17 protein-coding genes and 1 pseudogene are annotated in these 17,466 nt (G+C 65.3%); 8 read left to right on the top strand and 10 right to left on the bottom strand.

Annotated features, from left to right (window positions below):
• The first annotated feature begins 178 nt into the window (after positions 1–178).
• Positions 179–463 carry a hypothetical protein gene (locus IVA81_RS09950; RefSeq protein WP_246923111.1) on the top strand — a complete coding sequence of 95 codons (285 nt, stop codon included), beginning with the start codon at positions 179–181 and terminating at the stop codon, positions 461–463.
• 21 nt (positions 464–484) lie between these two features.
• Here IVA81_RS09950 and IVA81_RS09945 read toward each other — a convergent pair whose 3' ends face one another.
• The 6 genes from IVA81_RS09945 to IVA81_RS09920 form a co-directional block, all read right to left on the bottom strand.
• Entirely contained in the window at positions 485–685 is a 201-nt protein-coding gene (locus tag IVA81_RS09945) for a hypothetical protein (RefSeq protein ID WP_247315283.1), read from the bottom strand.
• 133 nt (positions 686–818) lie between these two features.
• Positions 819–1,025, bottom strand: a complete 207-nt coding sequence (locus tag IVA81_RS09940; RefSeq protein WP_247315279.1) for a hypothetical protein — start codon at positions 1,023–1,025, stop codon at positions 819–821.
• Between the two features lie 528 nt (positions 1,026–1,553).
• Positions 1,554–2,312, bottom strand: coding sequence for a Crp/Fnr family transcriptional regulator (locus IVA81_RS09935; RefSeq protein ID WP_247315276.1), 759 nt, complete (start codon positions 2,310–2,312; stop codon positions 1,554–1,556).
• The gene (locus tag IVA81_RS09930; RefSeq protein WP_247315273.1) at positions 2,312–5,482 is read right to left on the bottom strand and encodes a CheR family methyltransferase; all 3,171 of its coding nucleotides are present in this window, start codon (positions 5,480–5,482) and stop codon (positions 2,312–2,314) included. Before IVA81_RS09930 ends, IVA81_RS09935 begins: the two co-directional genes overlap by 1 nt.
• A 197-nt stretch (positions 5,483–5,679) precedes the next feature.
• Positions 5,680–5,946 (bottom strand): hypothetical protein, encoded by a 267-nt coding sequence (locus IVA81_RS09925; RefSeq protein ID WP_247315256.1) that lies wholly within the window; start codon positions 5,944–5,946, stop codon positions 5,680–5,682.
• A 9-nt stretch (positions 5,947–5,955) separates the two neighbouring features.
• Entirely contained in the window at positions 5,956–6,963 is a 1,008-nt protein-coding gene (locus IVA81_RS09920) for a chemotaxis protein CheB (RefSeq protein ID WP_247315253.1), read from the bottom strand.
• Between the two features lie 95 nt (positions 6,964–7,058).
• Between IVA81_RS09920 and IVA81_RS09915 the strand changes: the two genes are divergently transcribed.
• Together IVA81_RS09915 and IVA81_RS09910 are read left to right on the top strand one after the other, a co-directional pair.
• Positions 7,059–7,484, top strand: a complete 426-nt coding sequence (locus tag IVA81_RS09915; RefSeq protein WP_247315251.1) for a response regulator — start codon at positions 7,059–7,061, stop codon at positions 7,482–7,484.
• Between the two features lie 59 nt (positions 7,485–7,543).
• Complete coding sequence (locus tag IVA81_RS09910) at positions 7,544–7,735, top strand: hypothetical protein (protein ID WP_247315248.1); 192 nt, start codon at positions 7,544–7,546, stop codon at positions 7,733–7,735.
• 342 nt (positions 7,736–8,077) lie between these two features.
• Here IVA81_RS09910 and IVA81_RS09905 read toward each other — a convergent pair whose 3' ends face one another.
• The 4 genes and pseudogenes from IVA81_RS09905 to IVA81_RS09890 form a co-directional block, all read right to left on the bottom strand.
• Entirely contained in the window at positions 8,078–8,686 is a 609-nt protein-coding gene (locus IVA81_RS09905) for a cysteine hydrolase (protein WP_247315245.1), read from the bottom strand.
• 130 nt (positions 8,687–8,816) lie between these two features.
• Complete coding sequence (locus IVA81_RS09900) at positions 8,817–9,632, bottom strand: N-acyl homoserine lactonase family protein (protein WP_247315243.1); 816 nt, start codon at positions 9,630–9,632, stop codon at positions 8,817–8,819.
• A gap of 11 nt (positions 9,633–9,643) precedes the next feature.
• Positions 9,644–10,033 (bottom strand): carboxymuconolactone decarboxylase family protein, encoded by a 390-nt coding sequence (locus tag IVA81_RS09895; protein WP_008557256.1) that lies wholly within the window; start codon positions 10,031–10,033, stop codon positions 9,644–9,646.
• 120 nt (positions 10,034–10,153) lie between these two features.
• A pseudogene (locus IVA81_RS09890) lies at positions 10,154–11,413 on the bottom strand (MmgE/PrpD family protein); the annotation flags it as partial.
• 256 nt (positions 11,414–11,669) lie between these two features.
• Between IVA81_RS09890 and IVA81_RS09885 the strand changes: the two are divergent.
• The 5 genes from IVA81_RS09885 to IVA81_RS09865 all read left to right on the top strand — a co-directional run bounded on the left by IVA81_RS09885 (position 11,670) and on the right by IVA81_RS09865 (position 17,465).
• The gene (locus IVA81_RS09885) at positions 11,670–12,563 is read left to right on the top strand and encodes an NAD(P)-dependent oxidoreductase (protein ID WP_247315240.1); all 894 of its coding nucleotides are present in this window, start codon (positions 11,670–11,672) and stop codon (positions 12,561–12,563) included.
• Between the two features lie 32 nt (positions 12,564–12,595).
• Positions 12,596–13,981 carry an MmgE/PrpD family protein gene (locus tag IVA81_RS09880; RefSeq protein WP_247315237.1) on the top strand — a complete coding sequence of 462 codons (1,386 nt, stop codon included), beginning with the start codon at positions 12,596–12,598 and terminating at the stop codon, positions 13,979–13,981.
• A 79-nt stretch (positions 13,982–14,060) separates the two neighbouring features.
• Positions 14,061–14,996 (top strand): branched-chain amino acid ABC transporter permease, encoded by a 936-nt coding sequence (locus IVA81_RS09875; RefSeq protein WP_247315234.1) that lies wholly within the window; start codon positions 14,061–14,063, stop codon positions 14,994–14,996.
• A 2-nt stretch (positions 14,997–14,998) separates the two neighbouring features.
• Complete coding sequence (locus IVA81_RS09870; RefSeq protein WP_247315468.1) at positions 14,999–16,771, top strand: branched-chain amino acid ABC transporter ATP-binding protein/permease; 1,773 nt, start codon at positions 14,999–15,001, stop codon at positions 16,769–16,771.
• On the top strand, positions 16,758–17,465 hold the full coding sequence (locus IVA81_RS09865; protein ID WP_247315231.1) for an ABC transporter ATP-binding protein: 708 nt from the start codon (positions 16,758–16,760) through the stop codon (positions 17,463–17,465). The genes IVA81_RS09870 and IVA81_RS09865 overlap by 14 nt, the downstream gene beginning before the upstream one ends.
• Position 17,466: the final 1 nt, after the last annotated feature.

Raw genomic sequence — 17,466 nt, 5'->3', positions numbered from 1 at the left:
GCGGCCCAGCCGGCAACGTTGGTAGCTTCCGCCGCAACAGACGGTTCCAGCATTTCAATAAGTTAACGCCGCGTCGTTTTGCGATCGCGAGCGGTGCGCGCCCCTCGCTCTGTCGCCTGATTGCGGCGGAACCGAAATGCTGATTCGTATGTTCTTAAGGACTTGAAGGAGGACCATCATGGCAAAAGCAGCATGGAAGCGCGCGGGCTCACCGATCGGCCGCAAGGGACCGCGCAAGGCCAATCCCGCGTACAAACGCCGCGCGCGGCAACCGTGGACGCCCGCGGACGTGAGCAAGTTGAAGCAGCTGGCGAAGGGCAACACGCCGACCGGCGTCATGAGCATCAAGCTGCAACGTCCGGTCGCGGCCATTCGCAGCAAGGCGCAACGCGAGGGGATTTCGCTGCGGCCCGTCAACCGCTCGCCTTACAACCGGCGCAGCAAAACGGCGAAGCGGCGTTAGCACCGCCGCATTCAGCAGACGCTAGTCCGGTGGCTGCAGGCCCGGCGACCGCAGCCACTCGCTCATTTGAGAGCCAGTTTCCGCCTGATGCGCCTTGCGCAACATCGCGTCGCGCGTTGCGCCGGGCGGAAGCAACCCGGCTTCTTCGCGCAGCCGCTCCGCCTCCGCGGCAAGCCGTGTTTCCAAAGGATCTCTTTGCTGGAACTGAGGTCGCGTCGTCATCAGGCGTTCTCCGATGCATGAGGTCGCGCGCGCCGTTGCGTTCTGACGTTCGTGGGCGCCGAGCCGGCACAGATCGGCAGAGGACCAACGTTCCGGAGGATGAACGGTTGCTCGCCTCTCGAAAGGACCGGATCTACGGTTCCTCGTTGTCCCGGCGCGCCTTGATCTCCGAACGAAGCATGGCGCTGTCCATGATGGCCACACGCAAATCGTTCACGGTTTCGCCGTAGCGACCCACAGCCCGTCTGTGCTGCTCCCGGAGGGTGCGGCTCTCTTCGATAGCGCGTGTGGCGCGGACAAACAGGGCGTCAGGCATCCGCCATGATGCAACAAGGCTCATGAGCGCGCCCTTGCATAAGTTACTCAAGTCGAGCCAATCGCACAAAAAGCTTCGCTGACTAACCTGGATCAAGCATTCCCAACCTTTCCGAGCGTTCTTCAACCAAGAACCGGGCCGGAACGGGAATTAACCGGCAAATCCCCGATTTGCTTAGCCGAGACGCCGCGATGGGTGTATCGTTGCTTCATCACCGGCTGAGGCTCTGCCGTAGGCGCTGGTGGCTGAGAGACCGATGGCGCTCCCGCCTGCATGATCCGGGGAGCTCGATGGCGAAGCAAACTCACCATCCCCTGCAGTCGGATGAGAAGCACGCGGAGCAGGTTCGCAAGACCATCTGCGATGCGTGGGAGGTATTGAAGCTTCCCCGGCCGGATACGTTTCTCGGCCGACAAACTCACGAGCCTTTTCCAAGCGAGCCAGGCGATGATGCGCAGCGAGAGCTACGTCGCAAACCGCGATGATCGCGACGGGACGGCTCCTGCTCGACCGCGTGTCGCCGACGACGCGTCGCGCGAAGCAAGGCCGGCTTCACAGCGTCGCTTCAGCCCCTCGGTAGATTTGCAGATAGCTCGGCGAGAACAGGGCCGCGTTCTTGAGCGCATCGAGGTCAGGGATCGTCAGCATCCGCTCGCGCAGGATGATCAGCCCCGACGCGCGCAGTTCCTGAAGGGTCCGATTAAGGTGAACGACGGAAAGTCCGGTGGCGTCCGCAAGATCCATTTGCGTCACCGGCATCATGCACGAATTCCCCTCGACCATGCCGACGGGACGGAGCCGCTCGAAGATCTCGCAGAACAGATGCGCCACGCGCTCCACCGCGACGCGCCGGCCGAGATTGATGGCCCATTCACGCTGGATTGCGTTGTTGACCAGCGTCTCGCACCAGAACGCTTCGGCGAGCGAGGGGGCGCCGGCCAGCAGGCTCTCGAAACGCGCGCGCTTGATCTCGGCGTAGACCACCGGCGTCAGCGTCGCGATGGAATGATCCATCACCGCAAGCAGGAACGCATGGGCGTCACAGCTCTCGCCCGGAAAAATGAAATTGACGATCTGGCGCCGGCCGTCCTCGAGAGTCTTGTAGCGGCAGAGCCAGCCCGACAGCACGAGGCGGACACTGTCGACCGGATCGCCGTCCGCGATCAGGTCCTCGCCCGCTCCTGCGCGCTGGATCCCCTCGAGCATTGCGTATTCGAGCGACGCGCGGGCTTCGGCAGACAACGGCCTGAGCAGGTTCAGCCGGCGAATGACCGGCTCCACCAGGCTGCGATCTGGCTTCGACAACGGCATTAATCAGCCACCGCCGGTGTATGGAACGCGCGGTTGGTCAAGGGAATGGTGATCGTGCATTGCAGCCCGACAGGGTTGAATGCCATCGTGGTCTGCCCCTTGAACTCGAACGCCAGGGTACGCTCCAGAAGCTCGCTACCAAATCCTTTTCGCGGCCGCGGCGCCGCGGGCGGCCCGCCGCGCTCCTGCCATTCGAACACCAACTCTGCCGGCTCAGCGCGCTCATCGACCCGCCAACTGACTTCGATGCGCCCGCTCGGCTGGCTCAGGGCGCCGTATTTGAGCGCATTGGTCGCGAGTTCGTGGATGGCGAGCGCGAAGGTTTCCGCAGCCTTGGGCTGGAAGCGCACCTTCGGCCCCGAGGCCCGTATCTGCTCGCCTTCGCGGGCGTTATAGGAGAGCAGTTCCTCGATGACGAGGTATTCGAGATCGACACCGCCTTCCGGATCCCGCGTCACCAGCGCCTGGGTGCGAGCGAAAGCATTCAGCCGGCCATCGAGATGGGAGGCGTATTCGTCCACGGTCGAACTCGTCTCCGCCGAGCGGCGAGCGATCGAGCGCACCACGCCGAGCGTGTTGCGGACACGATGCTGGAGCTCTGCCAGCAGCAAACGCTGCCGCTCCTCGGCGCGGGTGATGGCGGTGACGTCGATGAAGGTGACGACCACGCCCGCGATGAAATTGTCGATGCTGCGGTACGGCAGGATGCGCACGATGTAGCGCGTGCCGCTGTCCGGCGCGCTCAGCTCGCGCTCGATGCTTGCGAGCGTGCGCAGCACGCGGCGGACGTCGTCGTAGAGCTCTTCGATCGGGATACGTGCCTTGATGTGAGCGATGGGCCGGCCCGTGTCGGTCTCGACGAGGTGCAGAATCTGCGTGATCGCCGGCGTGAAGTTCATCACGCGCAAATCATTGTCGAGGAATACCGTTGCGATCTGCGTGCTCTCGAGGAAGTTCTTGAGGTCGCTGGTGGCCCGCGTCAATTCCTGGACACGGTGCGCCAGCTCGCCGTTGACCGTCGTCAATTCCTCGTTGACCGACTGCAACTCCTCACGCGAGGTCTCGAGCTCTTCATTGGCCGACTGAAGCTCCTCGTTGAGCGACTGGTACTCCTCGTTGGAGGATTTCAGCTCTTCGTTGGTGCTCTCGAGCTCCTCGATCGTTGCCTGGAGGCGGTCGCGCGTGGCGCGCAGCTCGCCTTCGAGGCGCTCGACATGCTCGGTGCGCACCAGGACGTTGGGATTGTTCCGGTCAGCCTCGATTGTGCGGAGGGGACCGTCCTTGAACAGCACGACGAAGTTGCGGTGACCACCAGGCCCGTCCTGGATCGGCTCCACCGTGATGTCGACGAGGACGCGGTGACCGTTGACACCGAGCTGCACCGGGCCTGCATGGGTCGGCTCGTTGGTCTCGGCAGCGCGCCCGAGCGCGGTGCGCAATTCCAGACGGATGTCGCGGTGCACCAGTTGAAGCAGGTCGAGCGTGGCGGCGCCCGCCGTCGGCTCGATGTAGCGGCCGGTGCGTCCCGAGAAGTGCAGGATGTGGAAATTTTCGTCGGTGATGACATAGGCGGGTGCATAACGCTCCGCGATGCGCTGCGCGCGGCGCTCCAGCCCGACGTCGGGGCCGAGAGCGCGGACCGTCGGCACTTCGACCGGCACCCTGCCCGCTGTCGTCGTGATCGGAAATTCCGGCGGCAGCCGCGCGCCGGTCTCGAGCTTCTTGAAAATGCGGGCGCGGCGGTCGACCGGCTCGAACAGCTTCGGATGCCGCGTCACGTTCTCGGAATTGCCGAGGAACAGATACCGCTCCGGCAGCAGCGCGAAGTGGAACAGCGGGATGACCCGGTTCTGCAATTCGGCATTGAGATAGATGAGCAGATTGCGGCAAGAGACGAGGTCGAGCTTGGAGAACGGCGCGTCCTTGATGACGTTGTGCTGCGAGAAGATGCACATCTCGCGCAGCTCCTTGACCACGCAATAGGTGTCGCCTTCGCGGACGAACCAGCGCGCCAGGCGCTCGCCGGTCATGTCGGCCTCGATATTGGTGCGATAGCGCCCGACCCGGGCGGTCGCGAGCGCCCGTCCGTCGATGTCCGTGGCGAAGATCTGGACCTGCGGCGCCGAATCCATCCGCGCCATGTGCTCGCGCAGGAGGATACCGATCGAATAGGCCTCCTCGCCGGTGGCGCAGCCGAGCACCCAGACGCGGACCTGCTGGCCCGCGCCTTTGCTCTCGAAGATCTTTGGAATGATCTGCGTCTCCAGCACCTCGAATTCGCGCTTGTCGCGGAAGAACTCGGTGACACCGATCAGGAGGTCGTTGAACAGATGCTGCGCTTCGTCCTTGTCGTTGCGCAGGAAATCGACATAGGCGGAAATGTCTTCGATCTGGACCACCTGCATGCGCCGCTGCACCCGGCGCAGGAAGGTGTTCTGCTTGTAGCCGTGGAAATCATTGCCGGTCTTGTTGCGCAGGATGTCCGCGATGCGCGACAGCGAGGTTGCGGCCGCGGCCAGAACCTCGTCGAACCCCTGCTTCTCCTCCAGGCGCCGCAGATGCCGGGCATAGACCTGGATGTGCTCCGGGATCTCCTCCGGCGGCAGCACGTAGTCCGCGATCGAAGCGGGCGTGTTGCCGTCGATGAGAGGTTCGGCATTTTCCTGGCTCGCGATCCTTTCGGCGATGGCGAGGCCACCATGATCCTTCAGCGTCGCGGTGCCGAGCGTGCCGTCACCGCCGGTGCCGGCAAGGAGGACGCCGATGGACTGCTCGGCGCGCTCTTCCGCCAACGACACCAGGAAGCTGTCGATGGTGGCGCGCTCGCCGGGCGCCTGCTCGGCCTTGCGCATCGCGAACCGGCCATCCTGGACGGTGGTGATCATCGCCGGCGGGCACAGATAGATCGTGCCGCCCTCGACCGCATCGCCATCGGCGATCTCGGCGACCTTGCCGCCGCTGGAATTTCGCACGACCTCGCGCAGCCGCGGCTCGTCGAAAGCCTCATGATGCTGAAGCGCCAGCACGATGGCCTGATCGGCCCCGACGATCAGCTTGGCGAAGAATCGCTCGATGCTGTCCAGTGCCCCCGGCGAGGCGCCCACGCCGATGATCAGCGGGGTCTTCGTCCGACGCTCTCCATCGACCGGCTGGTCGCCGACTTCATTCATGGCTCAGGCAGCTTTCGTTCACCGACGCGGGGCCAACGGGCGCCCGGCCCCTGCAAATAGCAGAAATCGATATTACCCCAACAGATCAAAGGCGAAAATGTGCCCGGACCTGTTCGATCCGGCGGCAGGGACCCGCGATGCCAAGCAGCACATAACCCCGGGTCGAGCCCGTGCCGCGTTTAGCCGGCCGGCCCCGGCTACCCCGCCTCGACCTCCTGCTCCAGATACCTGACACGCTGCTCGATCAGGACGCGGTGGCGCTCCCATTCGATCAGGGTCTCCTTGAGCAGGTCGACCAGCCGTTCGGCCTGGCGCGTATCGTGGCCGCCCGCCATGAGTTCGCGCACCCGGTCTTCCTGATTTCGGATGCGCTGCCAGCCCTCCTCGATGTCCTTATCGGCCTTCACCAGGAGCGTCTGCTCGGCGTTGAGCTGGGCCGTCCGTTTGGCAAGGGAGATGGCCATGGGGCGCCTTCAAGCCTCCGGCTTGCGCACCGGAGGGTCGAGCGATTGTAGCACGACGCGCCGGATCATGTCGGCATATTCGCGATACTCGGCCGCCCGCGCCTCGTACATCTCGGCGATCGCGGGCCTCCCGCTCCGCCGGCCGTCGGCGGCCATGCGATGCACCAGTTCGGCCCGCTCCTCGATGATGCGCAGCGCGACCCGGAGGGCTTCGTCCACCCGGCCCTCCTGCTCCTTGGCGAGCGCATCGGCCGTATAGGCGTGACCGACCTGGCAGCGGAAGCGCAGCGGGCGCGCTTCCTTGACCTCGGACATGACGCCGCCGCACGCCGGACAGGTCAAGGCCACCGGTTGAGCCATGGAGACGAGCTTGTCGCTGCCGATCCGGTCTCCGGCAGCAATCTCGACCTCGAGCCTGATCTCGGGCGGGATCGGCAAAGCGGCTCCTGCCTGTTCCCTGACGAGGTCGGACAGGACGTCGCCCATACCCGCGCCGGGGACGCAGAGATCGATGGTGGTCGCCTCCATCGCCCGCCGCGGCATCTCATCGGAAATGGCGTCCGCGGGGTCCTGGACCACGGTCATCCCGCCGCAGCGCTTGATGGCGTTGAGGCCAGCCGCCCCGTCGGACAACAGGCCGCTCAGCAGCACCCCGATCACGCGCGGCCCGTGATGGAGGGCCGCCGACCGGAACAGGGCGTCGATCGCCGGCCGCACCATGTTCTCACGCGGCCCGCGCCCGAGGAAAACGTGATTCTCCGCAAGCAGGAGATGATGATCCGGCGCGCCCAGATAGACGTGACCCGGCTCGATCTTCATGCCGTTCTCGGCCTGCCGGACCGGAAGCGGGCCGGCGCTGCTGGCAACCGTCGAGAGGATGCCGATGCCCTGCGCCGGAATGTGCAGGACGACGAAGATGGCGGCCGGCAGGTCCGCGGGCAGACGGCTCAGAATCTGCTTCAACGGCTGGGTGGCTCCGGCCGAGCCTCCGATGACGATGATATCGCGGTGGCTCATGGAACCCGCCTTTGGCTGTTTCGTTGCACCAAGGCGCCCTCCGGCCTTATGTTCCTAATGGTAACTGACGGTGAGGAGGGAACGCTGGAGGGATCATGCCGGTATCGCCCACGTCGTCTCGTCAACGCGCGCCGCTGATGGGCCGCCGCATCCTCGTGGTCGAGGACGAATATTTTCTGGCCGATGACATCGGCAACGCGCTGCGCACGCTCGGCGCGGAGATCGCCGGTCCCGTCGGTCACATCGAGGATGCGGTCGAGATGCTGCACAATGGCGGTGCCCTCGATGCCGCGGTCCTCGACGTGAACATCCACGCCGAGCCGATCTTTCCGATCGCCCGCGAGCTCAGGGCACGCCACGTGCCGTTCGTGTTCACCACGGGTTACGACAAGATCAGCATCGAGACGGAATTCCAGGACGTGCCGCTCTGGGAGAAGCCGATCGACGTCGTGGCCATGGTGCAGAACCTTGCGAGCCTCGTCGGCGATCAGCCGGCGAAGGGCGGCGCAGCGGCGCCGTGACCGCGGCTGCAAACGAACATGCTTTGCAAGCATCTCTTGCAAACATGGAGTGACATTCGATGATCTACGCGCCCGATACGACTGTCGACAAACAACTGCTGAGCCATTCGCGCGAGTTGGTTCGCGAGGCCATGGCGCTGCTGCGCCGCAGTGACCATCTCGTGAATGCCATGCGCCTGCGCGACGAACTGGAGCAGGAACGCCGCAACCCGCCGCGCCGGGTCAGCCGGAAATCCGGAGCCGAGCACTGATCTGCGGGTTCGCAGCCGATCGACGATCAAAACAGATGCGCGAAGGCGAGCCAGGCGGTCACCGCCAGGCAGAGCAGAACCGCGGCGTAGGGTAACGCGACGCGCAAGACAGCAAGCCTCCCCGCGTCAGCTCATCATCATCCAGGCAAATGCCACTATCATCACGAGGAAACCCGTGATCGCGGTCGCGACAAAGGCCTGTTCGATGCGATCCATCGCCATCTCAGCCCCCTTTCCAGCCCGCGCAATGTGACCGCTTCGGAGCTGCCGCGCATTAGGCTATGTGAATCGGCCGCGGCGCATTTTTCGGCCCTGGGCGCGACCCGGATCAGCGGCCGCCCCCTACTCGTGCCAGAACTCCGACAGTTCCTCCGCGGTCATCAGGTCGACCTGGCCGTGAAAGCGGGTGCGGTACATCGTCATGAGCGCGTCATGCCCGACGTCGGACGAGCTGCACAGCGCATCCTCGACGATGACGACCCTGAAGCCGAGATCGACGGCGCTCAAGACCGTCGACAGCACGCAGACGTCCGTCTCTGCCCCTGATATCACGACCGTGCCGACATTCTTGTCGACCAGCAGGGTCGCGAGGGCGGGATTGCTGAACGCGGAATAGGCCGGCTTGTCGATGATGGCAGCCGGCGGAACGAACTTGTTCAGGGCCGGCACGAGCTCGAGCGCGGATGGCGGAAGACGATTGCGGGTCGCCTCGCGCCAGCGATGAAAATAGCTCCGCCACTGGCCGGGCCGATCTTCCGGATCCTGCGGCGTGATGAAACGCGTGAAGATGGTTCTGGCCTGGTGGCGCGAAACGATCGAGACGATCGCCGGCAGGACCCGTTCCATCCACGGTGTCGCCCACAAACCGCCGGGGGCGAAAATGTTCTGCATGTCGATGCAAAGGTGAATGGCCTGCGTGATGTCGGCGACTTCCGAAGCGCTGTCCCTCATTGGTCTCCACCGTCAAGCGCTGCACCGCAAGCCGTCAGTCGGTCCTCCGCGACGAGCTCAGCGGCTGCAATGCCAATGGAAGGGCTTTGGTTCCGCGAGCACGACGCTGGGCCCGGTCGCGCCGCGTTCCCTAGACGCCCTCGCCCTTGGCGTCTGCCGGCGCCACGTCGAGACGAACCGCGATGCCATTCAGGTCCGGGCGTGGCGCCGGGTAGAGCTTCATGACGAGCGGATCGTGGCCGGGAACGATGTGGTCCGCGTCAGGTGCCGCGGCGCGCAGCTTGTCGAAGCCCACCAGCATGTCGCCGACGTGAAACGCCGTCGTGAACGGACGCTCGCTGGTCATGTTCTCGTAGAAATGACTGACGTCGGAGGCGAGCACGACAAGACCGCGGCGTGTGTTGACGCGGACGAATTGAAGACCGGCTGAGTGGCCGCCGGCCGCGTGGACCGTCAACCCGGGCGCAATCTCGGCGTCGCCGTCGTAGAACAGCACCCGGCGCGCGTAGTTCAGCCGCACGATCCCGCAGACGTCCTTGACCTCGAACGAATGCGACAATCTCGGATATTGCATATAGCGTCCGGTGGCGTAGGCAAGCTCGCGCTCCTGAAGATGAAACCGCGCGTTCGGAAACCGGTCGAAATTGCCGGCATGGTCATAGTGCAGGTGCGTGAGGATCACATCCTTGACGTCGGCAGGATCGACATCGAATGCGCGAAGCGTTTCGACCGGGCAGCGCAGGAAATTCCGCCTGCGCTGCTTGGCAATTTCCCCGTTGAAGCCGGTATCGATGACGAAGGTGCGCCCGCCTCCCCGCGCCAGCCACATGAAATAGTCCATCGGCATCGGCCCCTCATGCGGATCGCCGCCGATGAAGTGCTCGCTGCGCTGGGCATCGCGCGTTGCGTAGCGGATGGCGAAGAGCTCGTATTCCGGGTCAGCCATGGCACTCGCGCTCAAGAACCTGCCGCGTCGACCTCATTGAAGGCCTCGCGCGCATTGCGGAAGGCATCGATGCCGGCCGGAACGCCGCAATAGACCGCGACCTGGAGCAGGATTTCCTTGATCTCCTCCTTGGTGAGCCCGTTCTTCAGGGCGCCCTTGACGTGCAGCTTCAGCTCGTGCGGCCGGTTCAGCGCGCCGAGCATCGCCAGATTGACGATCGAGCGCGTGCGCCGGTCGACGCCGGGCCGCGTCCACAGCGCGCCCCAGCAGAATTCGGTCGACCACTCCGCCATGGTGCGCGTGAACTCGTCGGCACCGGCGATCGACTTGTTGACGTAGTCCTCGCCGAGCACCTCTTTGCGAACCTTGAGGCCCTTTTCGAACAGTTCGGTCTTGCTCATGATCGTCCCTTTCAGGTCTTGAGAGATTCTAGTGGAAGCCGTCCGGCGCGACGCCGACGGCGGCCGCAGTGATTGCATGAAGCCGGCGATGTCATCGACCGCGTCGAGTCGCCAGACCGCTTCGATGACACGGTCTGCATCCCAATCGCTTCGACCGGTCCGCACGCCCTCGCGCAGCTTGGCCTCGAAGTCCCCATCTGCGAGCGGCGCCGCCTGGCTGCCACGGGGCGATATGACGGTCTCGGTGAAGACCTCACCGGATGACAGGCGCAACGTCACGCGCGCGGCGCCATCCGGCATCTCGCGGTCCAGCTCCGCCCTCACCTTCTGCCGCAGTTGGGCTATATCGGGCCGGACCACGGTCGTCTGTCCGAATTCTTTGACGCCGGCCGCGCCGAGCAACAATCCGCACGCCACGCAATGATGGATGCTGACGCGCGCATCGCGCTCGTTGTTGACGGGGCGATCGCCGCGGGCAAGCAGCAGCGCCGAGCCCTGTACCGTCACCGACTCGATCTGATCGACCTGCCGACCGATGCGCTCGCGCAAAACAAGGCTGGCATCGATGACCGAATGGAAGACGATGCCGGCGGGGTAAGGCTTGTAAGTGTTCTTCGCGATCTCCCAGGTCTTGCCGAGACCGTCGAGCAGGCGAGCAATATCCGGCTCGTCGCCCATGGTGCGCGCCCAACCGAGCGGGCCTTCAATGGCGCGAGGGGCCGCCTCATAGCCCTGCTGCGCCAGCAGCGCGGCGAACAATCCGTTCCGCGCAGCATTGCCCACGCTGACATTCTTGGCGGCACTGGGCAGGTTCTCGACATTGCCGGCCGACTGGCTCGCCGCTAGCCCGATCGCATTCGCGATCCCCTCCGCCGGCAGCCCCAGCAGTTTGGCGCACGCCGCCGCTGCGCCGAAAATGCCGCAGGTCGAGGTGATGTGCCAGCCGCGCGCATAGTGGCGCGGCGACACCGCATTGCCGATCCGGCATTCCACGTCGACCCCGAGGATGAACGCGGTCAGCACCTCGCGCCCTGTCATGCCGCGCGCTTCCGCGAGCGCCAGCACGGGAGCGGCCACCGGTGCTGCCGGATGAATGATCGTGTCGGGGTGGGTGTCGTCGAAGTCGAGCAGATTCGCCGAGATGGCATTGAGGAACGAGGCGCACATCGCGTCCATTCGCTCCGAATGGCCGATGACCGTCGCAGTCGCGGCACCGCTGAACTGCGACAGCGTGCGCATCGCGGCCGCGACCACCGGATCGCGTGCAGAGCCGAGCGCGGTCGCAAAGAAATTGAGGATCGATCGTCGCGCCTCAAAACTCTGCGCCTCCACCTCCGCCCACGACGAGGCCGCGACGAAATCAGCGAGCGTCCTGCTCACGCTTGGAATTGAGTCTTGCGGCACGCGGGGCGTCTTCCTCGTTTTCCCGGACCTTATGCCGATCCGCGGCAAACTGTCGACCCCAAATGTTATGCTTGACAGCTTGTCTGACAATCATAACAATCCGGCCCGCTGGCGCGGGGTGCCCTCGCCGCAACGATTACGATTGCGGCAGGCGAGACCGACCGCGAAACGATCGACCAGAAGATCAAGAAGGCGCGCCCGTCACGGGATCGCGCGCGACAGGGAGTGAACGATGGCGGGAGAAACGCTCGGCGTAATCGGCACGGGCCGCATGGGCGGTCCCATGGCGGGACGATTGATGGACGCGGGCTATTCGCTCGTCGTTTATGACACGCAGGCCGAGGCAACCCAGCCGCTGGTCAAGCGCGGCGCCCTCCTCGCCAGCTCGCCGGCCGAAGTCGCCTCGCGCGCCGACATCGTGCTTGCGAGCCTGCCGACGCCCGACATCGTCAAGGCCGTCGCGCTCGGCCCGGACGGCATCAGCAGCGGCAACCGCGCCAAGATCGTCATCGATCTCTCGACTTCGGGACCCGGCGCGGCGAAGTTCGTCGCGGAAGGCCTGAAGGCCAAGGGCATGACGCTGGTCGATGCGCCCGTGAGCGGCGGCATCAAGGGCGCCGTCAACGGCACGCTGGCCGTGATGGTGTCGTGCCCGCAGTCCACCTACGAAACCGTGCAGCCGATCCTGAAAAATTTCGGCAAGCTGTTCTACACCGGCGACAAGCCCGGCGTGGCGCAGACCGCCAAGCTCGCCAACAATCTGATGGCGGCCGCAGCGCTGGTGATCACGTCGGAAGCCGTCGCGATGGGCGTCAAGGGCGGCGTCAACGCGAAGGTGCTGATCGACATCATCAACGCCAGCAGCGGCCGCAACAGCGCGTCCGAGGACAAATTCCCGCGCGCTGTGCTGCCCGGCACGTTCGATTTCGGCTTCACGACCGGCCTTTCCTACAAGGACGTCCGTCTCTGCGTGGACGAGGCCGAGGCGATGGGCGTGCCGATGGTCTGCGGCGCCGTGGTGCGGCAGATGCTCGCGATCACCAACGCCAAATATGGCGCGTCATCCGACTTCACCTCGATCGCCAAGGTACTCGAGGAGTGGGCCGGAGTGGAGATGCGCGGCTGAGCGCGCGAGCCTGTTGGGGAGAGCAACCCGCGATGACGATCGGCCCGACCGTATCCGGCAAAATATCGCTCGCGCGCCAGATGGCGCGGAGCGCACTTGCTGTCGATCTCGGCGATTTCGGGCCCGAAATCGTCGCCAAGGCAAAGCTCTGCCTGCTCGACTTTCTGTCCTGTGCGTTCGAAGCCGGCCACCATCCCTGGAGCCGTCAGGCGGTTTCCATCGCGCAAGCCGGCGGCCCTGCAACGATCATCGGGACCTCGCAACTCTCCTCGCCCGCCGACGCGGCGTTCGCCAATGCCGTCATGGGGCACGGCCTCGTGCGCGAAGACATGCATGCAGCCAGCATCGCACACCACGGCGTCGTGATCTGGCCGACCCTTCTCGCCCTGTCCGAACAGACGCCGCTGCACGGCGCCAGACTGCTGGCAGCCGCCATCATCGGCTATGAGACCGGCGCGCGGATCGGCCGCGCGCTGCTGACCTCCGACCTCGCGCGTCTCTACCGCCCGACCGGCCTCGTGGCACCTCCGGGCGCGGCGCTCGCGGGGAGTTTCGCGCTCGACCTCTCCGAGGACCAGGCAACCAGCGCTATCGCGATCGCAGCCAATACGTCCAGCGGACTCAACGAATGGCCGCATGCCGGCGGCTCCGACATGTATTTCCATCCGGGGTTTGCCGCCAGCAAGGCGATCGGCCTTGCCGCGGCCGGCGCCTTCGGCTCGGAGACCATCCTCGAGGGCGAAGCCGGCCTGTTCGCCGCCTATCGCCGCCAAGCCGCGCCGGACAGCATCGCGCTGTTCCCGAACGGCGAGTGCGAGATCATGGCCGTCTACAACAAGCCGGTCCCGGCCTGCAATTTCGCGCAGACCGCAGCTCAAGCGGCGCTCCGCGTCTCGCACGAGCTCGCCGGCACCGACGAGATCGATCGCGTCATCATTCGCGCGCCGGATGCCGCCGTTCGCTATCCCGGCTGCGATTCCGCAGGGCCCTATCGCAACGCGCTCCAGGCCAAGATGAGCATTCCGTTCAGTGTCGCGGCGACGCTGGCGCGGGGCGAGATCGAGGAAGAGAACTATTCCGAGCTCGATGATGCCGACATCATCCGCCTGGTTGCGGTCACGGAGCTCAAGGCAGATGCCGGCTTCACGGCCGCCTTCCCGGGCAAGCAGGGCGCGGAGGTGACCGTGCAGCTGCGCGACGGCCGGACCATCCGGCACGCTTTGCCCGACATCATCGCCGCTACACCTTCGCATATTCGCGCACGCTTCCGCAGCTCGGCAGCCGGCGCCCTCGGCGAGGACCGCGCGCGCCGGCTCGAGCAACTCATCGACGATTGCGAGCAGCTCGGCAATGCCGGCGCCATCGCCGCGCAATGCCGCCTGAACGCAACCGAACGGGCTTTACGATCGGCATCATAAGAATTGCCGGAGAGTACGGGGGAAACATGGTCGACTTGGAGACCAGCTTAGAATCGTCAGCTACGCGGAGACGGGGCTGATGGAAGGATTCTTTCAAGCGCTCGCCGCGGGCCTTCTGATCGGCGCGGTCTACGGCCTGATGTGCGTCGGGCTCGGCCTGATCTTCGGCGTCATGCGCGTCATCAACTTCGCCCATGGCGACTTCATGATGCTCGGCATGTACACCGCCTTCTATCTCTTCACCGCGGCCGGCGTTCAAGCGACGTTCGGCAACACGGTGGGGCCGTTCGTCGCCATCCTGCTGGCCGGGCCCGTGCTCGCCGTGTTCGGCTATTTCGTCCATCGGGCGTTGATCTCGCACGTCTCGGGGACGCGCACCGCCTCGCTCGAAGGCGAAGGCCATTACGCCCAGCTCATCCTCACGCTCGGCATCGCGCTGATCCTGCAGAACGGCGGCCTCATCGTGTTCGGCTCGGTGCTGGCCTCGATCCGCACGCCGCTGTCGAGCTCGGCCTGGGAGCTCGGCCCCTTCTTCGACATGAGCATCTTCCTCAACAAGGCCCGCAGCATCGATATGGTCGTTTCGCTCGCGATCATGATCCTGCTTTCGCTGCTGATCACGCGGACCCGGATCGGCAAGTCGCTCCGCGCCGCCGCGGACAATCCGACCGCCGCGACCTATATGGGCATCGACGTCGACCGCGCCCACCGCACCGCCTTCGCGCTCGGCTGCGGCATCACGGCGATTGCCGGCGGCCTGCTCGCCACTAACTATCCGTTCCACCCCTTCGTCGGCCTCGAATATGTCATCGTCATGTATGCGGGCGTCGTGCTCGGCGGCATGGGCAGCATCATCGGCGCCTTCTGGGGCGGCATGACGATCGGCCTCGTGCAGCAGATGTCGACGCTGATCCTGCCGACGCAGTTGCAGAACGCCGCGATCTTCGCCGTCTTCCTCCTCATCATCTTCTTCCGCCCGCAAGGCTTCTTCGGGCGCATGGTGGAGAGGACGTGACCATGCTCCGGATGCGCTCCTTTCTGCCTCCCCTGCTCTTCACGCTCGCTTACGCCGGGATCTCGCTCGGCGTCACCAACTCCTACTACCAGCTCATCCTGACGCTGGTGCCGGTGTGGGCGGTGTTCGGGCTGTCGTGGAATCTGCTCAGCGGCTACACCGGCCTGATCTCGTTCGGCCACGCCGCCTTCTTCGGCATCGGCGCCTATGCGACCGCGCTCGGCCAGATCTATTTCGACATCTCGCCCTGGCTGCTGATCCCGGTCGCCGCCATGCTCGGCGGCATTGCCGGGCTGCTGATCGGCTTTCCGACCTTCCGCCTCCAGGGGCACTACTTCGCGCTCGCGATGCTGGCCTATCCGCTCGCCATTCTCTACGTGTTCGAGTGGCTGGGCTTCCAGGAGGTGACGCTTCCGATCAAGCGCGACGCGCCGATCGCCTATATGCAGTTCGCCGACCCGCATCTCTACACTCTGCTCGGGCTGGCCATCATGCTTGCCACCATCGTGCTGACGCAATTGATCGAGCGATCCCGCTTCGGCATGGCGCTGCTCGCGATCAAGCAGAACGAGGCTGCGGCCGAGGCAGCCGGCATCAACACGCTGGCCTGGAAGCTGCGCGCGATCACGCTGAGCGGGGCCATCGCCGCTGCGATCGGCGGCTTCTACGCGCAGGTGCTGCTGGTCGTGACCCCGCAATCGGTGTTCGGCATGCTGGTGTCGGCGCAGGCGCTGACGGTTGCGATGTTCGGCGGCGTCGGCACTGTCTGGGGTCCGGTGATCGGCTCGGTGATCCTGATCCCCCTCGCCGAGATCCTGCACGCGGAGGCCGGTGCGCGTATCCCCGGCATTCAGGGCGTGATCTTCGGCATTGCCATCGTCTGCGTCATCCTGCTGGCCCCGGAAGGACTGTTCTGGAAGCTGCGCGATCTCCTGCGCAAGCGGAGTGTTTCCAAATCAACGGCCGGCGAAACTCTGGAACCAGCAGTTGCCAACGTGACGGCCCTGAAGCCAGTCGCGCGACCGCGCGCGGCGACCGGCGAGGTCGTGCTCGAAGTGCGTAACCTCTCGCGGTCCTTCGGCGGCCTCAAGGCGGTGCAGGACGTCAGCTTCAAGCTGCACAAGAACGAGATCCTCGGCATCATCGGGCCCAACGGCGCCGGCAAGACCACGCTGTTCAATCTCCTCAACGGCTTTCTGAAGCCGAGCCAGGGCGAGGTGCTGATCGACGGCCGCAACATGTCGGGCCAGCGGCCGCACGTGATCTGCGAGGCCGGCATCGGCCGCACCTTCCAAATCATGCGGCCGTTCCTGCGCATGTCGATCCTCGACAATGTCGTGGTCGGCGCCTATGTGCGCGCACGCTCCGACGACGAGGCCCGCAAGCTGGCCGCCGACGCGGTTGCCCGCGTCGGGCTCTCTGCCGTAGCGAACCGTGTCGCCGGCGAGCTCTCGACCAAGGAGCTGCGGCTGATGGAGCTCGCCCGCGCGATTGCCGGCCAGCCGCGCATTCTGCTGCTCGACGAGACGCTCGCCGGCCTCGGCCATGGCGAGGCGGACGAGGTCGTCGCCGTGATCCAGCAGCTCGCGCGCGACGGCATGACCATCGCCATCATCGAGCACACGATGCAGGCCATGGTCCGCCTGGTCGACAGCTTCCTCGTGCTCGACCACGGCGCCGTCATCACCGAGGGCCTGCCGGAGGTAGTGACACGCGACAGCCGCGTGATCGAGGCCTATCTCGGCAAAAAGTGGGTGGGCCATGCTGCGAATTGAGGGATTGAGCGCGGGCTATTCGGCAAAGCCCGTCCTGAACGACGTCTCGATCAATGTCGGCGCGGGCGAGTTCGTCGCGATCGTCGGGCCCAACGGCGCCGGCAAGACCACGCTGTTCAAGACCATCTCCGGCATCGTCAAGCCCAGCGGCGGCGCGATCACCTTCGACGGCGTCGACCTGCTCGCGGTGCCGCCGCCGCAGCGCGCCCATCTTGGCATTGCCCACGTCCCGGAGGGGCGCCAGGTCTTCCCGTCCCTGACGGTGATGGAGAATTTGGAAATGGGTGCGATGACCGAAAGCGGCCGCCGTGACTGGCAAGCCAATATCGAGCGCATCTTCGAATGGCTGCCGGTGCTGAAGGAGCGCCGCGATCAGTTCGCGGGCACGATGTCCGGCGGCCAGCAGCAGATGCTCGCGATCGGCCGCGGCCTCGCCTCCTCGCCAAAGCTACTGATGCTCGACGAGCCCTCGATGGGGCTGGCGCCCTCGACCGCGGACTTCATCTTCGAGCGCCTGATCGAGATCCGGCGCCAGGCCGGGCTGACCATGCTGCTGGTCGAGCAGCGCGTCGCGGAAGCGCTGGAATCCGCCGATCACGGCTACGTCCTCGAAGCCGGACACGTCGTGCTCCAAGGCAACAACGCCACGCTGCGCGCCGACGACCGCGTGCGGAAGGCCTATCTCGGCATGTGAC

Origin of the sequence: Bradyrhizobium sp. 141 (assembly GCF_023074055.1) — a bacterium.
GTDB lineage: Bacteria > Pseudomonadota > Alphaproteobacteria > Rhizobiales > Xanthobacteraceae > Bradyrhizobium.
The sequence above is the reverse complement of the archived record's forward strand: the minus strand, read 5'-3'. Positions and strand labels throughout refer to the sequence as shown.

Bases quoted from the DNA above. Each gene is read 5' to 3' on its own strand.
- IVA81_RS09950 (WP_246923111.1), top strand. From the start codon at position 179: ATGGCAAAAGCAGCATGGAAGCGCGCGGGCTCACCGATCGGCCGCAAG.
- IVA81_RS09945 (WP_247315283.1), bottom strand. From the start codon at position 685: ATGACGACGCGACCTCAGTTCCAGCAAAGAGATCCTTTGGAAACACGG.
- IVA81_RS09940 (WP_247315279.1), bottom strand. From the start codon at position 1,025: ATGAGCCTTGTTGCATCATGGCGGATGCCTGACGCCCTGTTTGTCCGC.
- IVA81_RS09935 (WP_247315276.1), bottom strand. From the start codon at position 2,312: ATGCCGTTGTCGAAGCCAGATCGCAGCCTGGTGGAGCCGGTCATTCGC.
- IVA81_RS09930 (WP_247315273.1), bottom strand. From the start codon at position 5,482: ATGAATGAAGTCGGCGACCAGCCGGTCGATGGAGAGCGTCGGACGAAG.
- IVA81_RS09925 (WP_247315256.1), bottom strand. From the start codon at position 5,946: ATGGCCATCTCCCTTGCCAAACGGACGGCCCAGCTCAACGCCGAGCAG.
- IVA81_RS09920 (WP_247315253.1), bottom strand. From the start codon at position 6,963: ATGAGCCACCGCGATATCATCGTCATCGGAGGCTCGGCCGGAGCCACC.
- IVA81_RS09915 (WP_247315251.1), top strand. From the start codon at position 7,059: ATGCCGGTATCGCCCACGTCGTCTCGTCAACGCGCGCCGCTGATGGGC.
- IVA81_RS09910 (WP_247315248.1), top strand. From the start codon at position 7,544: ATGATCTACGCGCCCGATACGACTGTCGACAAACAACTGCTGAGCCAT.
- IVA81_RS09905 (WP_247315245.1), bottom strand. From the start codon at position 8,686: ATGAGGGACAGCGCTTCGGAAGTCGCCGACATCACGCAGGCCATTCAC.
- IVA81_RS09900 (WP_247315243.1), bottom strand. From the start codon at position 9,632: ATGGCTGACCCGGAATACGAGCTCTTCGCCATCCGCTACGCAACGCGC.
- IVA81_RS09895 (WP_008557256.1), bottom strand. From the start codon at position 10,033: ATGAGCAAGACCGAACTGTTCGAAAAGGGCCTCAAGGTTCGCAAAGAG.
- IVA81_RS09885 (WP_247315240.1), top strand. From the start codon at position 11,670: ATGGCGGGAGAAACGCTCGGCGTAATCGGCACGGGCCGCATGGGCGGT.
- IVA81_RS09880 (WP_247315237.1), top strand. From the start codon at position 12,596: ATGACGATCGGCCCGACCGTATCCGGCAAAATATCGCTCGCGCGCCAG.
- IVA81_RS09875 (WP_247315234.1), top strand. From the start codon at position 14,061: ATGGAAGGATTCTTTCAAGCGCTCGCCGCGGGCCTTCTGATCGGCGCG.
- IVA81_RS09870 (WP_247315468.1), top strand. From the start codon at position 14,999: ATGCTCCGGATGCGCTCCTTTCTGCCTCCCCTGCTCTTCACGCTCGCT.
- IVA81_RS09865 (WP_247315231.1), top strand. From the start codon at position 16,758: ATGCTGCGAATTGAGGGATTGAGCGCGGGCTATTCGGCAAAGCCCGTC.